This is a genomic window from Azospirillum sp. 11R-A (assembly GCF_049472615.1).
Classification (GTDB): domain Bacteria; phylum Pseudomonadota; class Alphaproteobacteria; order Azospirillales; family Azospirillaceae; genus Azospirillum; species Azospirillum palustre.
In genome coordinates, this window is record NZ_JBCEBL010000016.1 from 103,064 (window position 1) to 120,066 (window position 17,003).

At 65.1% G+C, this 17,003-nt stretch carries 15 protein-coding genes; 3 read left to right on the forward strand and 12 right to left on the reverse strand.

Translation table 11 applies throughout. The features are described 5' to 3' along the window. Window positions 1–63: 63 nt before the first annotated feature. Window positions 64–267, reverse strand: coding sequence for a general stress protein (locus tag VH569_RS20965; RefSeq protein ID WP_423317594.1), 204 nt, complete (start codon window positions 265–267; stop codon window positions 64–66). 215 nt (window positions 268–482) lie between these two features. Here VH569_RS20965 and VH569_RS20970 point away from each other — a divergent pair, with 215 nt between their 5' ends. Next, window positions 483–1,967 (forward strand): sigma-54 interaction domain-containing protein, encoded by a 1,485-nt coding sequence (locus tag VH569_RS20970; protein WP_423317596.1) that lies wholly within the window; start codon window positions 483–485, stop codon window positions 1,965–1,967. 32 nt (window positions 1,968–1,999) lie between these two features. Here the strand turns inward: VH569_RS20970 and uxuA are convergent, their stop codons facing one another. The 11 genes from uxuA to VH569_RS21025 form a co-directional block, all read right to left on the reverse strand. Further along, a complete protein-coding gene (uxuA, locus tag VH569_RS20975) occupies window positions 2,000–3,196 on the reverse strand; it encodes a mannonate dehydratase (RefSeq protein WP_376965502.1) in 1,197 nt (398 codons plus the stop codon). 49 nt (window positions 3,197–3,245) lie between these two features. After that, window positions 3,246–4,520 carry a TRAP transporter large permease gene (locus VH569_RS20980; RefSeq protein WP_376965500.1) on the reverse strand — a complete coding sequence of 425 codons (1,275 nt, stop codon included), beginning with the start codon at window positions 4,518–4,520 and terminating at the stop codon, window positions 3,246–3,248. Beyond that, a complete protein-coding gene (locus VH569_RS20985; protein WP_423317598.1) occupies window positions 4,520–5,023 on the reverse strand; it encodes a TRAP transporter small permease in 504 nt (167 codons plus the stop codon). The genes VH569_RS20980 and VH569_RS20985 overlap by 1 nt, the downstream gene beginning before the upstream one ends. 71 nt (window positions 5,024–5,094) lie before the next feature. Further along, window positions 5,095–6,120, reverse strand: a complete 1,026-nt coding sequence (locus VH569_RS20990; RefSeq protein WP_423317600.1) for a TRAP transporter substrate-binding protein — start codon at window positions 6,118–6,120, stop codon at window positions 5,095–5,097. Window positions 6,121–6,192: 72 nt separating this feature from the next. Then, window positions 6,193–7,221 carry a Zn-dependent oxidoreductase gene (locus VH569_RS20995; RefSeq protein ID WP_423317601.1) on the reverse strand — a complete coding sequence of 343 codons (1,029 nt, stop codon included), beginning with the start codon at window positions 7,219–7,221 and terminating at the stop codon, window positions 6,193–6,195. Window positions 7,222–7,260: 39 nt separating this feature from the next. Then, on the reverse strand, window positions 7,261–8,775 hold the full coding sequence (locus VH569_RS21000) for a mannitol dehydrogenase family protein (protein WP_423317603.1): 1,515 nt from the start codon (window positions 8,773–8,775) through the stop codon (window positions 7,261–7,263). Window positions 8,776–8,934: 159 nt separating this feature from the next. Next, on the reverse strand, window positions 8,935–9,693 hold the full coding sequence (locus VH569_RS21005; RefSeq protein WP_423317605.1) for a GntR family transcriptional regulator: 759 nt from the start codon (window positions 9,691–9,693) through the stop codon (window positions 8,935–8,937). A 283-nt stretch (window positions 9,694–9,976) separates the two neighbouring features. After that, entirely contained in the window at window positions 9,977–10,810 is an 834-nt protein-coding gene (locus VH569_RS21010; RefSeq protein ID WP_423317607.1) for an ABC transporter permease, read from the reverse strand. 12 nt (window positions 10,811–10,822) lie between these two features. Continuing rightward, window positions 10,823–11,725 (reverse strand): ABC transporter permease, encoded by a 903-nt coding sequence (locus tag VH569_RS21015; protein ID WP_098735235.1) that lies wholly within the window; start codon window positions 11,723–11,725, stop codon window positions 10,823–10,825. After that, the gene (locus VH569_RS21020; RefSeq protein WP_109096235.1) at window positions 11,722–12,789 is read right to left on the reverse strand and encodes an ABC transporter ATP-binding protein; all 1,068 of its coding nucleotides are present in this window, start codon (window positions 12,787–12,789) and stop codon (window positions 11,722–11,724) included. The genes VH569_RS21015 and VH569_RS21020 overlap by 4 nt, the downstream gene beginning before the upstream one ends. Window positions 12,790–12,901: 112 nt before the next feature. After that, window positions 12,902–14,092, reverse strand: coding sequence for an extracellular solute-binding protein (locus tag VH569_RS21025; protein ID WP_174470668.1), 1,191 nt, complete (start codon window positions 14,090–14,092; stop codon window positions 12,902–12,904). A gap of 632 nt (window positions 14,093–14,724) precedes the next feature. Between VH569_RS21025 and VH569_RS21030 the strand changes: the two genes are divergently transcribed. Further along, window positions 14,725–15,786 carry a hypothetical protein gene (locus VH569_RS21030; RefSeq protein WP_423317609.1) on the forward strand — a complete coding sequence of 354 codons (1,062 nt, stop codon included), beginning with the start codon at window positions 14,725–14,727 and terminating at the stop codon, window positions 15,784–15,786. Between the two features lie 148 nt (window positions 15,787–15,934). Next, a complete protein-coding gene (locus VH569_RS21035; protein WP_423317610.1) occupies window positions 15,935–16,819 on the forward strand; it encodes a hypothetical protein in 885 nt (294 codons plus the stop codon). The last annotated feature ends 184 nt before the right edge of the window (window positions 16,820–17,003 follow it).

Sequence of the window (17,003 nt, forward strand, 5' to 3'; positions counted from 1 at the left end):
CAGCGCGCTTTCCCAGCCGGGCTGCTCGCCCGGACCTCACCGGATCTTAGAGCCGGTCACTCCTTATTCCTTGTTGCCGCCGCCGCCGTGGCTGTGTTCGCCACCCTTCTTGCCGGCCTCGGACGCACGTTCGGGATCGTTCTTGAAGCTGCCGCCCGACGCTTGGCCGCCCTTTTTGCCGGCTTCGGCCGCGCGCTCCGGATCGTTCTTGAAGTTGCCGCCGGAGTGCTGGCCGCCTGCGCTGCGCCCTTCGTTCTGGTTCGCCATGATGTGTTCTCCATCCTGTGTGATGATCGAAAGGTCGTCACCGTGCGGAAACGCAACGGTGCAGATCAGAACAGGGTGCCGGTGGGATGGTCGCACCGCCCCCGCCATCGGTTCAGTGCGGCCTTACCGGAAGTGGCAAGCCCCAGCCGGTTGCGGATTCGGATGGACGGGCCGATAAGGTATGGCTGCGCTGACAAGGAACGGGGACGGCGGGAGTGAGTGAGCGGGAACGGTTCTCCGAAGTGCGGCAGGGCGACGCGGCGCTGCTGCGCAGCCGGGCGATTCCCTCGCTGTTCGAAGCGCTGGAAACCCAGTCCGAAGGAACGGTGGCGGTCGACCGCCATGCCCGGGTCGTGTGGATCAACGAGAAATACGCCCGGATGCTCGGCATCTCCGACCCCGCCGAGGCCATCGGCCGCGAGGTGGAGGAGATCATTCCCCATTCGCAGATGCGCCAGATCCTGGCGACCGGCCAGCCGATCCTTCTCGACCTGATGCTGTTCGGAACCCAGCGGCTGGTGGTCTCGCGGTTTCCGCTGACCGACGATGCCGGTGCGGTGATCGGCGCCGTCGGCTTCGTTCTCTACGACAGCCTGCACCGGCTGAAGCCCCTGTTGGCCGAACTGTCGCGGCTGGAGGCTGAACTGGCGGCGACCAAGCGCCGGCTCGACGAGGGGCGGCAGCCGCGCTACACGCTGCAAAGCTATGTCGGCGACAGCCCGGTCTGCCTGGAGGTCAAGCGCAAGGCCCGTCTCGCCGCCCGCACCGACGCGCCGATCCTGCTGCTGGGGGAGACCGGCACGGGGAAGGAACTGATCGCCCAGGCCATCCACGGCCTGTCGGCGCGCAGCGGCCGTTCCTTCGTCGGCGTCAATGTGGCGGCGATCCCGGAAACGCTGCTGGAGGCGGAGTTCTTCGGCGCGGTGCCCGGCGCCTACACCGGGCTGGACCGCCGCGGGCGGGAAGGGCGCTTCAAGACCGCCGACGGCGGCACCCTGTTCCTCGACGAGATCGGCGACATGCCGCTGGGGCTCCAGGCCAAGCTGCTGCGGGCCTTGCAGGAGCAGGAGATCGAGCCGCTGGGGTCCGACCGGCCGGTGAAGGTGGATGTGCGGGTGATCGCGGCGACCAACGTCGACCTGGAGCAACGGATCCGTGACGGCCGCTTCCGCTCCGACCTCTATTACCGCCTGAACGTGCTGCCGATCCGCCTGCCGGCCCTGGCGGAAATGGGCGGCGGACTGGAGGCCATCGCCGAATCCATCCTCCAGGAGATCGCCGCCCGTACCGGGCTCCCGCTGCGCGGCCTGACCCCGGAGGCGGTGGAGGCGCTGGGCCGCCACCGCTGGCCGGGCAATGTGCGCGAACTGCGCAACGTGCTGGAGCGTGCCTGCCTGCTGACCGACAACCGCCGCCTGACCGCCGCGGACCTCGCGGAAGCCTTGCCTGACCTGGGTGAGGCCGGCACCGACGGCGCGCTTGCCGTTTCGGTTCCGGCGGCTATCCGAACGGAGCAGCGTCCGCAATCGCTGCCTCTGCCGGGCTATGACCAAGCCTACGACGAGTTCGAGCGCGGGCTGCTCGGCCGGGCGCTCGCGGCCAGCGGCGGCCGGGCGACGGAGGCGGCACAGGCGCTCGGCATCTCCCGCGCCGCCTTCTACAAGAAGCTCGCCCGTCTGGGGATGCGCGCCGGCGGGTAACGCCGGCGCGCATTCAGCTCAGAACAGCTTGCTCAGACCGGCAGCTGCTTCATCGCCGCGACGGCGGTCATCACGCCACGGATCTCGGCCAGACCGCGCAGACGGCCGATCATCGGATAGCCGGGGTGGGTCGGCTTGCCGACATCGTCCAGCAGCTCGTGACCGTGGTCGGGGCGGAAGGGCAGGCGCCAGTTGTCGTTGCCGGCGTCCTGGCGGCGCTTCTGCTCTTCCAGCAGGGTGGTGACGACCGACACCATGTCGACGTCGCCGCCGAGATGGTCGGCTTCCTCGAAGGACCCGTCCGGATCCTTGGCGACGTTGCGCAGATGGACGAAGTGGATGTCCTCGACGAAGCGCTTCGCCATCGCCGGCACGTTGTTCGTCTGTCCCGCCCCCAGCGAGCCGGTGCAGAAGGTCAGGCCGTTGTTGGGCGACTTCACCGCATCGATCAGGTGGGCGAGGTCGTCCTCGGTGCTGACGATGCGCGGCAGGCCGAACAGCGGACGGGGCGGGTCGTCGGGGTGGATCGCCATGCGGATGCCGACCTCTTCCGCGGTCGGGATGACCTCGCGCAGGAAGCGGGCCAGCGTCTCGCGCAGGCCGTCGGCGGACATGCCGTTGAAGCGCGCGATCATCTTGCGCAGGCCGGGGATGTCGTAGCGGTCATAGGCGCCCGGCAGGCCGGCCATGATGTTGGTCAGCAGCTTGGCGCGGTCGCTTTCCGACGAGCGGTCGAACCATTCCTTGGCCTTGGCGAGAACCTCCGGCGAATGGTCCTCCTCCGCGCCCGGACGCTCCAGCATGTAGACGTCGAAGGCGGCATGCTCATGGGCGTTGAAGCGCAGCGAGGTGCCGCCGCCCGGCAGCGCCGCCGCCAGTTCCGTCCGCGTCCAGTCCAGCACCGGCATGAAGTTGTAGCAGATGGTCGTCACGCCGCAGGCGGCGAGGTTGCGCATCGACTGGCGGTAATTGTCGAACAGCTCGGTCAGGTCGCCTTCGCCGATCTTGATCGCCTCATGCACCGGCAGGCTTTCGGTGACCGTCCAGCTGAGGCCGAGTTCCTTGTCGGACTCGATCATCGCCTTGCGCTTCTGGATCTCCTCCACCGACCAGACCACGCCGTAGGGGATGTGGTGCAGGGCGGTGACCACGCCGGTGGCGCCGGCTTGGCGGATGTGGTTCAGCTTGATCGCGTCTTCGGGACCGAACCAGCGCCAGGATTGTTCCATGGCTGCGAACTCCTTGGAGTAGAGAGGGGGCTTTGGAAGTCTGGAAAAATCAGCGGAAAAGCAGGCTCGGCAGCCACAGCGACAGGGCCGGGATGTAGGAGACCAGGAACAGGATCAGGATGTTGCAGAGCAGGAAGGGCCAGATCGCCTTGGTGATGGCGCCCAGCGAGATCTTCGCGATGTTGGCCGCGACGAACAGGCAGACGCCGACCGGCGGGGTGGTCAGGCCGATCATCAGGTTCAGCACGGCGAAGGTGGCGAAATGGATCGGATCGATGCCGACCTGGGTCGCCACCGCCAGCAGCGGCGGGAACAGGATGATCAGCGCCGCAATCGTCTCCATGAAGGTGCCGACGATCAGCAGCAGGATGTTGATCAGCAGGATGATCAGGTACTTGTTGGTGGTCAGCGCCAGCATCGATGAGGCGATGGCCTGCGGAATCTGCTCGCTGGTCAGGATCCAGCCGAAGACGTTGGCGAGGCCGACCAGCAGGATCAGCCCGCCCGCTCCGATGGCGCTTTCCAGCAGGATGCCCGGCAGCTGGCGCAGCTTGAAACCCTTGTAGACGAACAGACCGATGACGAAGGCGTAGAGAGCCGCGACGATGGAGGCCTCGGTCGGTGTGAAATAGCCGCCGACGATGCCGAACAGGATGATCGCCGTCATCAGCAGCGCCCAGAAGGCGCCGCGGCTGGCGCGGACCAGCGCGCCGAAGCCCTGCCACGGCTCACGCGGGTAGTTGCGCGCCCGTGCCAGGATCCAGACCGTCAGCATCATGCCGATGCCCAGCAGCAGGCCCGGAATGGCGCCGGCCATGAACATCTTGCCGACCGACAGGCCGGTCAGGGTGCCGACGATGATCATCGGCACGCTGGGCGGGATGATCGGCCCGACGGTGGAGGCGGCGGCGGTCACGGCGGCGGCGAAGGGCGCGTCGTAGCCGGACTTGCGCATCGCCGGGATCATCACGGCGCCGATGGAGGCGGTTTCCGCCACCGCGGTGCCGGAGATGCCGGCGAACACCATCGACCCGGTGACGTTGGCAAGGCCGAGGCCGCCGCGGATATGGCCGACCAGCCGGTTGCTGAACAGCACGATCTGGTCGGTGATGCCGCCGCCGTTCATCAGGTTGCCGGCCAGCACGAAGCCGGGAATGCAGAGCAGGACGAAGCTGTCCATGCCCGCATACATGAACTGCGGGACCACCGCGAGGTCGATGTCGCTGCCGACCAGATAGACCGCCGACGCGCCGCCCAAGGCGATGCCCACCGGCGCGCCCAGGATCAGCAGGACGGCGAAGGTGACGAACAGTGCGGTGACCATCAGACGGTTTCCCCATGGCTGGGCGGCGCGGAGTCGCGCCCGAGCCCGGCCAGCCGGGCAATCGAGAAGAAGGCGAGCGAGACCGGGATGATCAGCGTTACGACATAGACCCAGATCATCGGGACGTTGATGGAGCGTGCGCGCTCACCCAGGCTGCCGACGACATAGTCCCAGGCACCGGGAATGATCGCGATGGCGAAGACCAGGATGGCCACGTCGACCAGACGGGCGACAGCCCATTGCATCGGCTTGGGCAGCAGCAGGATGAACATGTCGACGTTCACCAGCTCGCCGCGCAGCAGCGCCAGCCCGCAGGAGAAGGCGACGAGATGGACCAGCGCGAAGCGGGCCACCTCTTCCGTCCAGGGCGGCGAGGGGAAGCCCGGTATCCGGCCCAGCACCTGGATGGTCACGACGACGATGAGGACGCCGATGGCCGCCAGTGTTCCCCAACGGCAAAGGGCGGAGACGGCCGACACCAGGGCGGCAAAGACGTTGCGCATTGGAATGGCTCTTACGGTTAGGGGGAGGATTTATCTCCCTCTCCCCCCAGGGGGAGAGGGAGAGTCTCCGCTCACTTCACCGCAAGGATTTCGTCGTAGATCGGCTTGATCTCCGGCGACAGCGCGGCGACGACGGCCGGACGGCCCTTCTCGGCGAAGGCGGCCTTGTCGACGGCGATGAACTCCATGCCCTTGGCCTTCAGGTCGGCGGCCAGCTTGGCCTCGTCCTCGATGAACAGCTTGCGCTCGGCAGCCTGGGCGGCCTTGGCGGCCTCCATGATGGCGGCGCGCTGTTCGGCCGGCAGCTTGTTCATCTTCTTCGAGCCGCCGACCAGATAGATCCAGCTGATCACGTGCTCCGTCTGGTTCACGTATTTCTGGACCTCGTAGAAGCTCGCCGACTTGATCAGCGCCAGCGGGTTCTCCTGCGCCTCGATGGTGTCGTTCTGCAGGCCGGTGAACACCTCCGAGAAGGCCATCGGCGTCGGCTTGGCGCCCAGCCCCTGCCAGAAGGACACGAACAGCGGCACGTTGGGAACGCGCATCTTCAGGCCGTTCAGCTCGTCCGGCGACTTGATCGGGCGCTTGCTGGTCAGGTTGCGCGGGCCGCGGGCGAAGTAGGTCAGCGGGACCAGCTGGGTCTTCTGCTCGATGGCCTCGGCGATCTTCTTGCCCGGCTCGCCGGTGACGACCTTGTCGAGATGATCGAGGTCGCGGATGGCGTAGGGGACGGCCAGCAGTGCCGCGGCCGGAGCCCAGTTCTGCAGGGACTCACCCGTGATGGTGAAGTCGATGGTGCCGAGCTGGATGCCCTTGATCAGGTCGGTTTCCTTGCCGAGCTGCTCGTTGGGGAACACCTTGACCTCGACCGCACCGTTGGTGCGCTTGGCGACTTCCTCGGCGAAGACCAGCGAGGCCTTGTGCCAGACATTGTCCTCGTTGGCGAGGTGACCGAGCTTCAGCGTCGTCTTGGCCTGGGCGCGAACGATGGCCGGGGCGGCGATGCCGCCCAGCAGCGTCGCACCGGCGGCGATGCCGGCGCCGAGGCCGATGCTCTTGGCCAGCGTGCGGCGCGAAATCGGGGTCTTGCTGTTCATCCTGGTGTCCCTCCGTTTTTGGCGGATCATGCCCGCCATTGCTTTGACTGGTGTCTGCCGTCCGGCAGGCGATCAGCTTTCGAAGTCGAGCTGGACCTTGATGGTGCTGGACGGGTCGGTCTCGATCAGCGAGAAGGCGCTCGCCGCATCGGCGATCGGGAAGACCTGGGTGATCATCGCCGCCGGCTTCAGCTTGCCGCTCTCCAGCCACTCGATGACCTGCGGCAGCAGGCGGCGGTTCAGGCGCGAGCCGACCAGCGTCAGTTCCTTCTTCACGATCTCCTGCTGGCTGATGTTGCAAGGGGCCGGCGAGAAGCCGAGTAGGCCGATGCGTGCCGCCGGGCTGGCGAGGCGGCAGGCCTCCTCCAGCAAGGCCGGCACGCCGGCGCCGTCGATCACCACCGTGGGGCCGAGCCCGTCATTCTCGTCGCGCACCGCGTCGGGCACCGACACCCGCGAGGAGTTGAGGACAACATCGGCGCCGAACTCCTTCGCCCGCTCCAGCCGCTTGTCGTCGAGGTCGGCGACGATGCAGCGGGCGCCGTGCAGCTTGGCGACCTGCACCACCGTCAGCCCGACCGTGCCGGCGCCATAGACCAGCAGCGTGTCGTCGGCGCCGATGCCGGTGCGCGACAGCACGTTGGCGGCGATGGACAGCGGTTCCGCCAATGCTGCAATCGAGATCGGCAGGTCGGAGCGGACCTTGACCGCATTGCCGGCCGGCACGACGACATGGTTGCGGAAACCGCCGTCGCGGTGGACGCCGAACACCTCCAGATTGGCGCAGACATTGGTGCGCCCGGCCCGGCAGGCATAGCAGCGGCCACAGGACACAACCGGATCCACCACCACATGGTCGCCGACCGCGACGTTGGTCACGCCGTCGCCGACCGCCTCCACCGTGCCGGCGAACTCATGGCCGATCACGCGGGGGTAGACCGCGAAGGGGTTGGAGCCGTGGTAGATGTGCAGGTCCGACCCGCAGATGCCGGCGCGCTGGACGCGGACCAGCACCTCGCCGGCCTTGACCGGTCCGGCAGACGGGGTGTTCTCGGGACGGAGCGCCAGCACATGCGGCTTTTCAACGGTCAGGGCAACCACGGGACTACTCCCTACTGAAGAGGATGCGGTGAAACGGGATCAGGCAGACACTGCGACGACGGCGCGGGCGCCTTCGGCGAACAGGCGCTTGAGTGCGGCGGTCACCGGGGCGGTGAAGCGCGGGTCGCGCGGCAGATCCTCGCCGAACACGGCGGTCAGGCCGAACAGCGCCTCGGCCAGCCGGTCGGGATTGCCGGCTGTGGCGGCTGCGATTTCAGCCAGACGGGATGCCAGCGGATCGCGCACGTCGATGGGCTGGCCCTTCTCGTCGGTGCCGGCGACGTAGCGCATCCAGGCGGCGACGGCCAGGGCCAGCCGGTCGATGGGCAAACCGGCGGCCAGCCGGTCGCGGATCGGGTTCAGTAGGCGCTGCGGCAGCTTCTGCGTGCCGTCCATGGCGATCTGCCAGGTGCGGTGGCGCAGCGCCGGATTGCGGAAGCGGGTGATCAGCGCGTCCTTGTACTGCTCCATATCCGCACCCGCAGGCATGTGCAGCGTCGGCCCGGTCTCCCGGTCCATCAGGTTGCGGACCAGCGTGGCAAAGGCAGGATCGGCCATGGTGTCCGACACCGTCTCGTAGCCCGCCAGATAGCCGAGATAGGCGATGGTGGAGTGGCTGCCGTTCAGCAGCCGCAGCTTCATCGTCTCATAGGGATGGACGTCGGCGACCAGTTCGACCCCGACCGTCTCCCAGGCCGGCCGGCCGGCGGGGAAACGGTCCTCGACCACCCACTGGGTGAAGGGCTCCGTCACCACCGGCCAGGAATCCTGCACGCCGAGCGCCTGCGAGACGCGGGCGCGGTCGGCCTCGGTGGTGGCGGGGACGATGCGGTCGACCATGCTGTTGGGGCAGGCGACCGTCTCAGCCACCCAGGCGCCGAAGGCCGGGTCGCGCAGGTCGGCGAAGCGGCGCAGGATGCGGGCGACGGTGTCGCCGTTGCTCGGCAGGTTGTCGCAGCTCAGCACGGTGAAGGGGGCCAGCCCGGCAGCGCGGCGGCGGGCCAGCGCCTCGGCCAGGAAGCCGATGGCGGTGCGCGGCTTGCCCGGTTCGTCCAAATCGTGGCGGATGTCGGGATGGGCTTCGTTCAACGCGCCGGTCGCCGGATCGTGGCAATAGCCCTTCTCGGTCACCGTCAGGGTGACGATACGCACCGACGGGCGGCACATCCGCTCCAGCACCGCCTCGGGATCCTCATGCGCGACCAGCAGGTCCAGCAGGCAGCCGATCACCCGCAGCCGCTCCCCCTCCGCATCGCGCACCGCGACGGTGTAGAACCCGTCCTGCGGCTCCAGCGCGTCGCGGGTGTCGGGGCTGCGCAGGCTGACACCGGCGATGCCCCACGGCCCGAACTGCTGTTCCAGCAGGGCGTCGGTGTAGGCCGCCTGATGGGCGCGCTGGAAGGCGCCGACGCCGAGATGGACGATCCCGATGTCGAGATCCTTGCGGTCATAGCCGGGCCGGGCCACCGTCGCCGGCAGGGTGGACAGGCCGGAGACGCCGAGGCGCCGCGACGAGGCGCCGGAAGGAGGGACGGTGGACGCGGACGATTGCATGGGGAGCATTTCCTTCCAGGCGAGCGGTTGGCTCACATTCTTGTATGGTAGTATGTCAAGAAGTGCGGAGAAGGGCAACCCGGATTGTCATCCTGGCGAACCATATAGTCCTGCTACTGCCGTCTGTGCATCCGGCCGGCCTCGGAAATGTCGTGCCGATCAGCGCAGGGCAGCAACCCGTGACCGGCCGCTGCTTCTGGAGGTCGTCTTGGGCGCCGGCTGAGTTCCGGCCTCCTCAAGGGTGAACAGGTCGGGGAACTTGCCTTCCAGTTCGGGCAGCGAGGTCAGGATCTCACGCAGATGCAGACCCATCGCCGCCTCCGCCTTGACCGGGTCGCGGGCGACAATCGCCTCCAGCACCGCCTGATGCTGCGAGATCAGCCGGCGGATCGGCGTGGCGTAGGGAACGCTGAGATAGCGGACGCGGTCCATCTGCGCCTTCGTCTCCTCGACGATGCGCCAGGCATAGTCGCACTCCGCCCCGATGGCGATGGCGCGGTGGAAGGCCTCGTCCAGTTCCAGGAAGCGCACCGGCACCGGTTCGTCGGCGATATCCCACTGGGCCTTCAAAAGGTCGCGCAATTCGGCGATGCCGGCCGGCGTGATGGTCTCACAGGCCTTGCGCACCACGGCGGTTTCCACCGCTTCGCGCACGAAGCGGGCATCGAGCACCTGCTTGACCGAGATCTTGACGACGAAGCTGCCGCGCTGCGGCCGGATGGTGAGAAGGCCGGCTTCGCTCAGCTTGATGAAGGCCTCGCGCACCGGCTGGCGGCTGACGCCGAGCTGGTCGGCGATCTCCTGCTCCGACAGGGCTTGGCCGGGGCTGAACTGCATCGTCACGATGGCTTGGCGCAGCACCCGGTACACGCGCCGCGCGATCGGCTCGCCGGATTCCACGTCGATCTTGTTCAGCATCGGCACGTCATGGTTTATGGCGCCTCGAAACCTGCCCGAAGGGCCGGAGCGAATGATTGGTCTATCAGGATACTACCATACCAAGCGGTCGGCAAGAGTATTTCCCGCCGACCCTGCTTGATGCGATGCGGATTTCTCAACGAAAGCTCGTCCGGATTAAACAGACCTCGTCAGAGTTCCACAAACAAACTGCCGGCCTGTACGGGCGGAAATTACGGGAACCCCGTTCAGGATCATGATGTTGGCATCACAGCCTTGAACGGGGCAGGCATGGACAGCGGACTTATGCCGCCGGACGCTTGCCGCGGCCGACGATCTGGGTCGGATTGACGAAGCGCAGGGCAACGATCAGCCAGACCAGCGTGGTCACCATATAGATGACCGCCATGGAGTCGATCGACTGCACCGCCCGGACGCCGGAGGCGAACACCGCGTAATAGAGCGCCACCACCAGGGTCTGGCTGCCGGGTCCGGAGACCAGGAAGGTCAGCTCGAACATGCCGATGGTGCGGACCAGCACCAGCAGCAGCGCCGCCAGCACGCCCGGCATCAGCATCGGCACCAGCACATGGACGAACATCTGGAAGATGTTGGCGCCGAAGACGCGGGCCGCGGCCTCGGTGCGCGGATCGATCTGCTCGATGAAGGGGATCATCACCAGCACCACGAAGGGCACGGTGGGCACCAGATTGGCCAGGATGACACCGGTCAGCGTGCCGCCCAGCCCCGCCTTATAGAGCACCGTCGCCAGCGGGATGCCGTAGGTGATCGGCGGAACCAGCAGGGGCAGCAGCAGCAACAGCATCACCGCCCGCTTGGCCGGAAACTCGCGCCGCGCCAGCGCATAGGCGGCCGGCACCCCCAGCAGGCCGGACAGCAGGACCACCGCGCCGACTGCCTGGAAGGTGACCCACAGCACGTCGCCCAGCTGGAACTCGTCCCAGGCGGCGAAGTACCAGCGGGTGGTGAAGCCCACCGGCAGCCAGGTGCCGAGCCAGCGCGTCGCCACCGACGAGGTCACCACCGAGGCGATCAGCCCCAACAGATTGATCAGAAACAGCCCGATCACCGCCCAGACGGCGAAGACCCACAGGCGGGACATGATGGATTTCTGCATTGCCGCCTCTCCTCAGCCTTTGGCGCCCGCGGCGGGGCCGCGGTAGAACAACGAGCGGCAGCCGAGAACCGCGACGACCACCAGCAATTGGACCGCCCCCATGATCATCGCGATGGCCGAGGCCATGGAGTAGTCGTACTCCTCGAACGCGGCCTGATAGGCGGCGATGGAGATGACGCGCGTGGCGCCGGCCGGATCGCCGACCAATACCGCCGACGGCAGCACCGAATAGGCCTGGACGAAGGACAGGCAGAAGGTGATGGCGAGACCGGGGATCAGCAGCGGCAGGAAGACCTCGCGGAAGCGGGCGGCCGGACCGGCGCCCAGCGTCGCCGCCGCGTTCTCCAGCGATGGGTCGATGCCGGTGACGTAGGACAGCGTCAGCAGGAAGGTGAAGGGGAAGCCGGTCAGCACCAGCGAGATGAAGACGCCCCAATAGCCGTTCAGCACGGAGATCGGGGTGGACAGCAGCCCGACCGCCATCAGGGCGCGGTTGAACCAGCCCTGCGGCCCGAAATAGAACAGCATGCCTTCGGCCACCAGAACGGTGCCGAGCGTGATCGGCAGCACCAGCAGGGTGGTCAGCAGACGCTGGCGCCGCATCAGCCGCACGCGGAAGGCGATGGGAATGGCGATCAGCAGATTCAGCAGCGTGACCGGGAAAGCCAGCCGCAGCGTCTTGAAGATGGTGCCGTAGAGGAAGGGATCGCTGAAGAACCGGGCGTAATTGCCGAACAGCGATCCGTCCTTGGGCTCGAAGGACAGCATCAGCCCATACAGGAACGGGTAGATGAACAGCCCCAGGATCAGCGCCACGCAGGGCAGCACCAGCAGGGTCGCCCCGTCGATGCCGCGGGCGGCCAGCCGCTGGCGCAGGGTCGGCCCCTCGGCGCGACCTTCGAGGACGGCGCTCATCGCGCGTCTCCGAACACCAGCACGCGGCCGGCATCGGCGCCGAGCCGGACGGCGGCGCCCCGCTGCAATGGATAGGGGGAGGCGAAGTGCAGCTCGGTGCCCGATGCGGTGACGCCGACGCCGTGGAAGCCGCGCCCGCGATACTCCACCGCCTCCACCCGCACCGGGATGCCGCTGTCGGTGCCGGTCGGCTCCAGATCGTCGGGGCGGATCGCGGCGACGGCCGCCTTGCTCGCGGAAGCGGCCCGCATCCGGCCGCGGATCACCGTGCCTTCGATGTTCAGCAGGGCGTCCTCGCCCTCCATCCCGACCAGTTCGCCGTTGACGCGGTTGCGGAAGCCCATGAAGTCGGCGACGTCGAGATGGGCGGGCAGGGCGTAAAGCTCCGCCGGGGTGCCGACCTGCCGGATGGCGCCATCGCGCAGGACGACGATGCGGTCGGCCAGCGACAGCGCCTCTTCCTGGTCGTGGGTGACGTAGATGGTGGTGGAGCCGAGGGACTGGTGGATGCGGCGGATTTCCTGGCGCATCTCCAGCCGCAGCTTGGCGTCGAGGTTGGACAGCGGTTCGTCCATCAGCACCAGCGGCGGCTCGACCACGATGGCGCGGGCGATGGCGACGCGCTGCTGCTGGCCGCCCGACAGCTGGCCCGGCAGCTTTTCCGCCTGCGATTCCAGCCGCACCGCCGCCAGGGCGGCGTCGACCCGTTTCTCCAGTTCCGGCTTCGGCACGCCGCGCATGCGCAGGCCGAAACCGATGTTCTTGCGCACGGTCATGTGCGGGAAGAGGGCGTAATTCTGGAAGACCATGCCGAAGCCGCGTTCTTCCGGCCGCAGCACGTCGACCCGCCGGTCGTCCAGCATGATGCGCCCGCCACTGACCGGCAGCAGGCCGGCGATGCAGTTCAGCGCGGTTGTCTTGCCGCATCCCGACGGGCCGAGCAGGGCGATGAACTCGCCCCGCTCGATGGTGAGGTCCAGCCCTTTCAGCGCCGTGAAGGCGTCGAACTCCCGCCTCACTCCCTGAAGGTGCAGTTGCTTGAAGGTGGTGGCTCCGACGGTCATTCCGGGGTCCTGTGGCTGGATGGGGCGCTGTCTTCGGAGGGTCCCGTCGCCCGGTGCCGGGCGGAGGGACCCTCCGTTTCACGTCGTCGGCGGGTGCGCGGTCACTTGCCCGTCACTTGCCCTTGCGCGCGCCGATCTCCTCGTCCCAGCGGCGGAAGGCCTGCACCAGCTTGTCGGCGGCGAGCGGCAGTTCGATGGGGTGGTCGGCGATCAGCTTGTCGTAGGTCGGGCGGCCGAACTCGGCGATGGCGTCCTGGCTCTCCTTCGGCGCCATGGCGAGCGTCACGCCCTTCACCGCCGGGCCCGGATAGAAATAGCCCTCGTCATAGGTGTAGGCCTGCTGCGCCGGTGTCAGCAGATGGTTCATCAGGTCCAGGAGGACGGCGAGCTTTTCCGCCGACACGCCCTTGGGGATGCACATGTAATGGGCGTCGGCGACCCAGCGGAAATTCTCCACCGCGAAGACCTCGGCCGACTTCGGCACCACGCCGAGCACCCGCGGATTGATGTCCCAGCCGGTGGTCGACACGATGATGTCGAGCGACCCTTCGCCCAGCGCCTTCATGGTCGGCGTGGTGCCGCCCGGATAGGCCTCGATGGTCTCGCCCAGTTCGCGCAGGTAAGCCCAGGTCTTTTCCCAGCCATTGACCGGATCCTTGGGATCTTTGTCGCCCAGGATGTAGGGCAGCCCCATCAGGAAGGTGCGGCCGGGACCGGAGTTGGCCGGGCGGGCATAAGCGAAGCGCTTCGGATTGGCCTTCGCCCAGGCCAGCAGCTCCGCCGCCGTCTTCGGCACCTGCTTCACCCGTTCAGGCGCATATTCGAACAGCGGGCCCGACGGGTAGTAGGTGACGACCACGCCCTGGCCTTCGGCGAGACCCTGCATGCGGGCGGCCGGCTCCAGATAGATGTCGGACAGCTTCGGCAGGTCGCCGGCGCGGTCCGGCAGCAGATTGACCCACAGCTTCTGGTCGATGCCGGCGGACAGCACGTCGGTGCCGGTCAGCACCAGATCGATGTCGACCCGGTTGGCGTCCTGCTGCGCCTTCAGCTTGCCGGGGAGTTCCGGCGCCGGCGCCTTGGAGAAGACGATGCGCGAAGCCCAGTCGGGCTTGGCCTTGCGGTAATTCTCGATGGCCTTCTGGGTCAGCGCCAGATTGCCGGCGACGTCCACCACATTCAGCGTGACCGGGCTCGCCGGCTTCGGCAGGGCCGCGAACACCGGCCGGCCGGTCGCCAGAAGCCCGGCGGTCCCGGCGGACGCCGCGAGGAAGCCGCGTCGTGAAATCCCGTGGTCGATCATAGGTTTCCTCCCGTTTCTACGTATTTTCAAATTGCGGTGGTTCGAGCTGCGGCGGACATACTGAAGCGGCCGGGAAGCCATGGCGGTTTGCCTGACGGGACCGGTCGGAAAGCTGGATAGCGGAAGATGCGGATAATTTGTTCCTAGTCCGAATGCTAGTATGGTAGTACCGGCTCCGCAAGCGGAAACTCGTATGGTAGTAGCTTGTCGTGTCGGGTGCGGCGGGGGAGAGCGCAACTCCCGTCCGATGGCCGTTGAGTGCCGCCGCCTCCTGCAATGGACCGCCGCCGCAATGTCAAGCTGTGGAAACAATTGCGGATTGGCGTATGAGCGCTCCAAATTCGTCTGCTGGTGTGCTATGGCTTGATATCGGTCGAATTTCTGTATCGCTTCGATGACAGAGTCTAAATCCCAGAAGGTTTGTCTGGTGAAACTATACAGCAAAGATAAATTTATCCTTTGGATAAGTCCGTCAAAATACGAATGAAGTAAGAGAAGATTTTAGATTTTGATTTCCGGTTTTGCCAAAAATCAAGGCGATTGTTCATGCTGCGATAGAGCTTGTATCTTTCTATGCGATTCCCATTCCATTTGTGGTGCAGATCGGATCTTGATGGTTTGGATATGGATAAATGACAACGATTCCGAAAATATTTAAAGAAAAAATAGATGGTTCTCTTGGAAAATTGAAGGCCATTCTTGAAAGAAAAGAACCAAAAATCCTTTTCTTCACGGAGAATGATTTTTTATTTCCCAAAGATTTTGATATAGATTTTTGTGACTCTTATTGCGGGGCGGCAATTTCATCTAATCAATCAATTTTCGACGATCAAAATTTTGATTTTGATATCGTAATTTTGTGCAGCCACCTAAAGAGTGAAGAGATACTCGCCTGGAAGCTGCAAAGCATGCCGGGGCAGCCTTTTATCGCCCTGTGGGCATGGGACAATCATCATGAGCCCACCCTCAACAGCCGGGCGGCTATGATCGCCGATGCGGTGTTTCCCGCCCATTGGTTCGCACATAAAGACATGGCAAATGCAGCCACCCTCATAGCGCCGCACCTTCCGCTTTGTGTAACGCAATGGAGCAGCGTCTTCCTGGCGTCGATGGAGGAGAGAATCGTTGCTGCCGGGCGATGCGACAAATTATATGGCGGTTTCTTCAACCATGCGGATGCAAAAGAAAGGAACGGCTTGATCGCGTCGTATCGGGAACGATATCCCAATGAGCACGTATTCACTCTCGGACTCGATAAAAGACCAGCGTATTTTTCATTTAGCCAGGAGCAAAGATTGCTCGATTGGTCCTCCTACAAGGTCAGTGTGATTCTTCCCTTGAGAAACGACATTTCACAACGGCTGTTCGATGCTCTGGCATGTGGTCTGATTCCCATCGTTCCGCCTGAATTTCCCGATCTTGATCTGGTGATTTCACGACACGACCAGCACTCTCTGCCGATCATCCGGATGGAAAGCTATTCCGTCGAAGGCATTGCGGATGCCCATACCCGCGCATTGAAGCTGTTCGATCGGGACGGCAAACAAGGTGTGATGCGCAGGCATCGGTTCGCCCGCGACAATCACGGATTGCGCAACAGAATAGATCGATTGGTCAGCCTGTTCCGCCAGGGCACGGCGTTTTCAAGAGTTCAAATCAGCTTCGAAAATGGAATCCATATATACTTGAAATGAATTTGGTAAGTCCCCACGAAAATCGACATGATGCTTGGCAGTATGATTGGCAGCATGGTGTTAATGTACGGTCTTCGGCTCGAAGAGTACGTAATTGCCGTGGCATCATGATTCTAGACAGCCTTCCGCACGCGGCGATGGACTTTCCATGATCATTCTCCTGACGACCCCGGAACACCAATACACACTTCGCAGCATTGCCGAAGGCCAGTTCGGCGTGCCGGTTCCGGACATCAGGAGCCTGACTTACGATCAGGTTCTTGCGGCATCCACGTTGCCGAGAGTCACCTATGTTTTCGCGGATCTCGAACGGCTTTCGACATCCCGCCTGAGACGGGCCGCCGGCCTGTACCGGAAATTGCGGGATCTTGGCGTGCGCTGCTTGAACGACCCGGCCTGCGCGATGAGCCGCGTGGAACTCCTGACCAATCTCAGCGAGAAAACCGGCAATCCCATCGAGGTCCATCGGGCGGACATGCGTCCCAGGCCATCGCGTTTTCCCGTCTTCCTGCGCCTTGAAGACGAGCATGAGATGCCGTCGGACACGCTCTATTACAGCCAGAGCGAACTCGACGAGGCTCTTGCCGCCCAACGCCGGGATGGAGTGCCTTTGCGGGGCCTTCTCGTCCTGGAAAAGGTCGATGCAACGTACAATGGCACCCTGTGGGCCAAATGGGGCAGTTGGCGGATCGGGGACCGGATCGTCGTGGAGCATATTGCCGTCGAAGACCGGTGGATGGTCAAGTATGGCCGGCACGATTGTCTTACGGAAGATATCGTCTCCGACGAGTTCGACGCCGTATCGACCAATCGGTTCGAACCCCTGCTCAAGCCGGCGTTCGAGACCGCCGGGATCGAGTATGGTCGCGCGGACCATGCCGCCACACCGGATGGAGCGGTGGTGTTCGAGATCAACACCAACCCGTTTCTCGGCAACTATGTGCCGGACCCCTGGCTGAAACGTCGTGACACTCAGATGCTGGCGAGACAGCGCTGGAGCGAGGCGATGCAAGTGATCGACACGCCGTGCTGACTGCCCGCTGAGGAGGCTTCCATGATGGACGGTCATTGCGGAGCCATGGCGAGCCATGGCCCACAACTTCAACCTGTATGCGCGAGGCGAAGCAGGTCAGAAGACGGTATTATCAAGAAAAAAGCGGCGAAGGGGGCGGCGGCGGCGGGGGCGGGCCAAGAGGCAGATCGGTCTCGATGGAGAA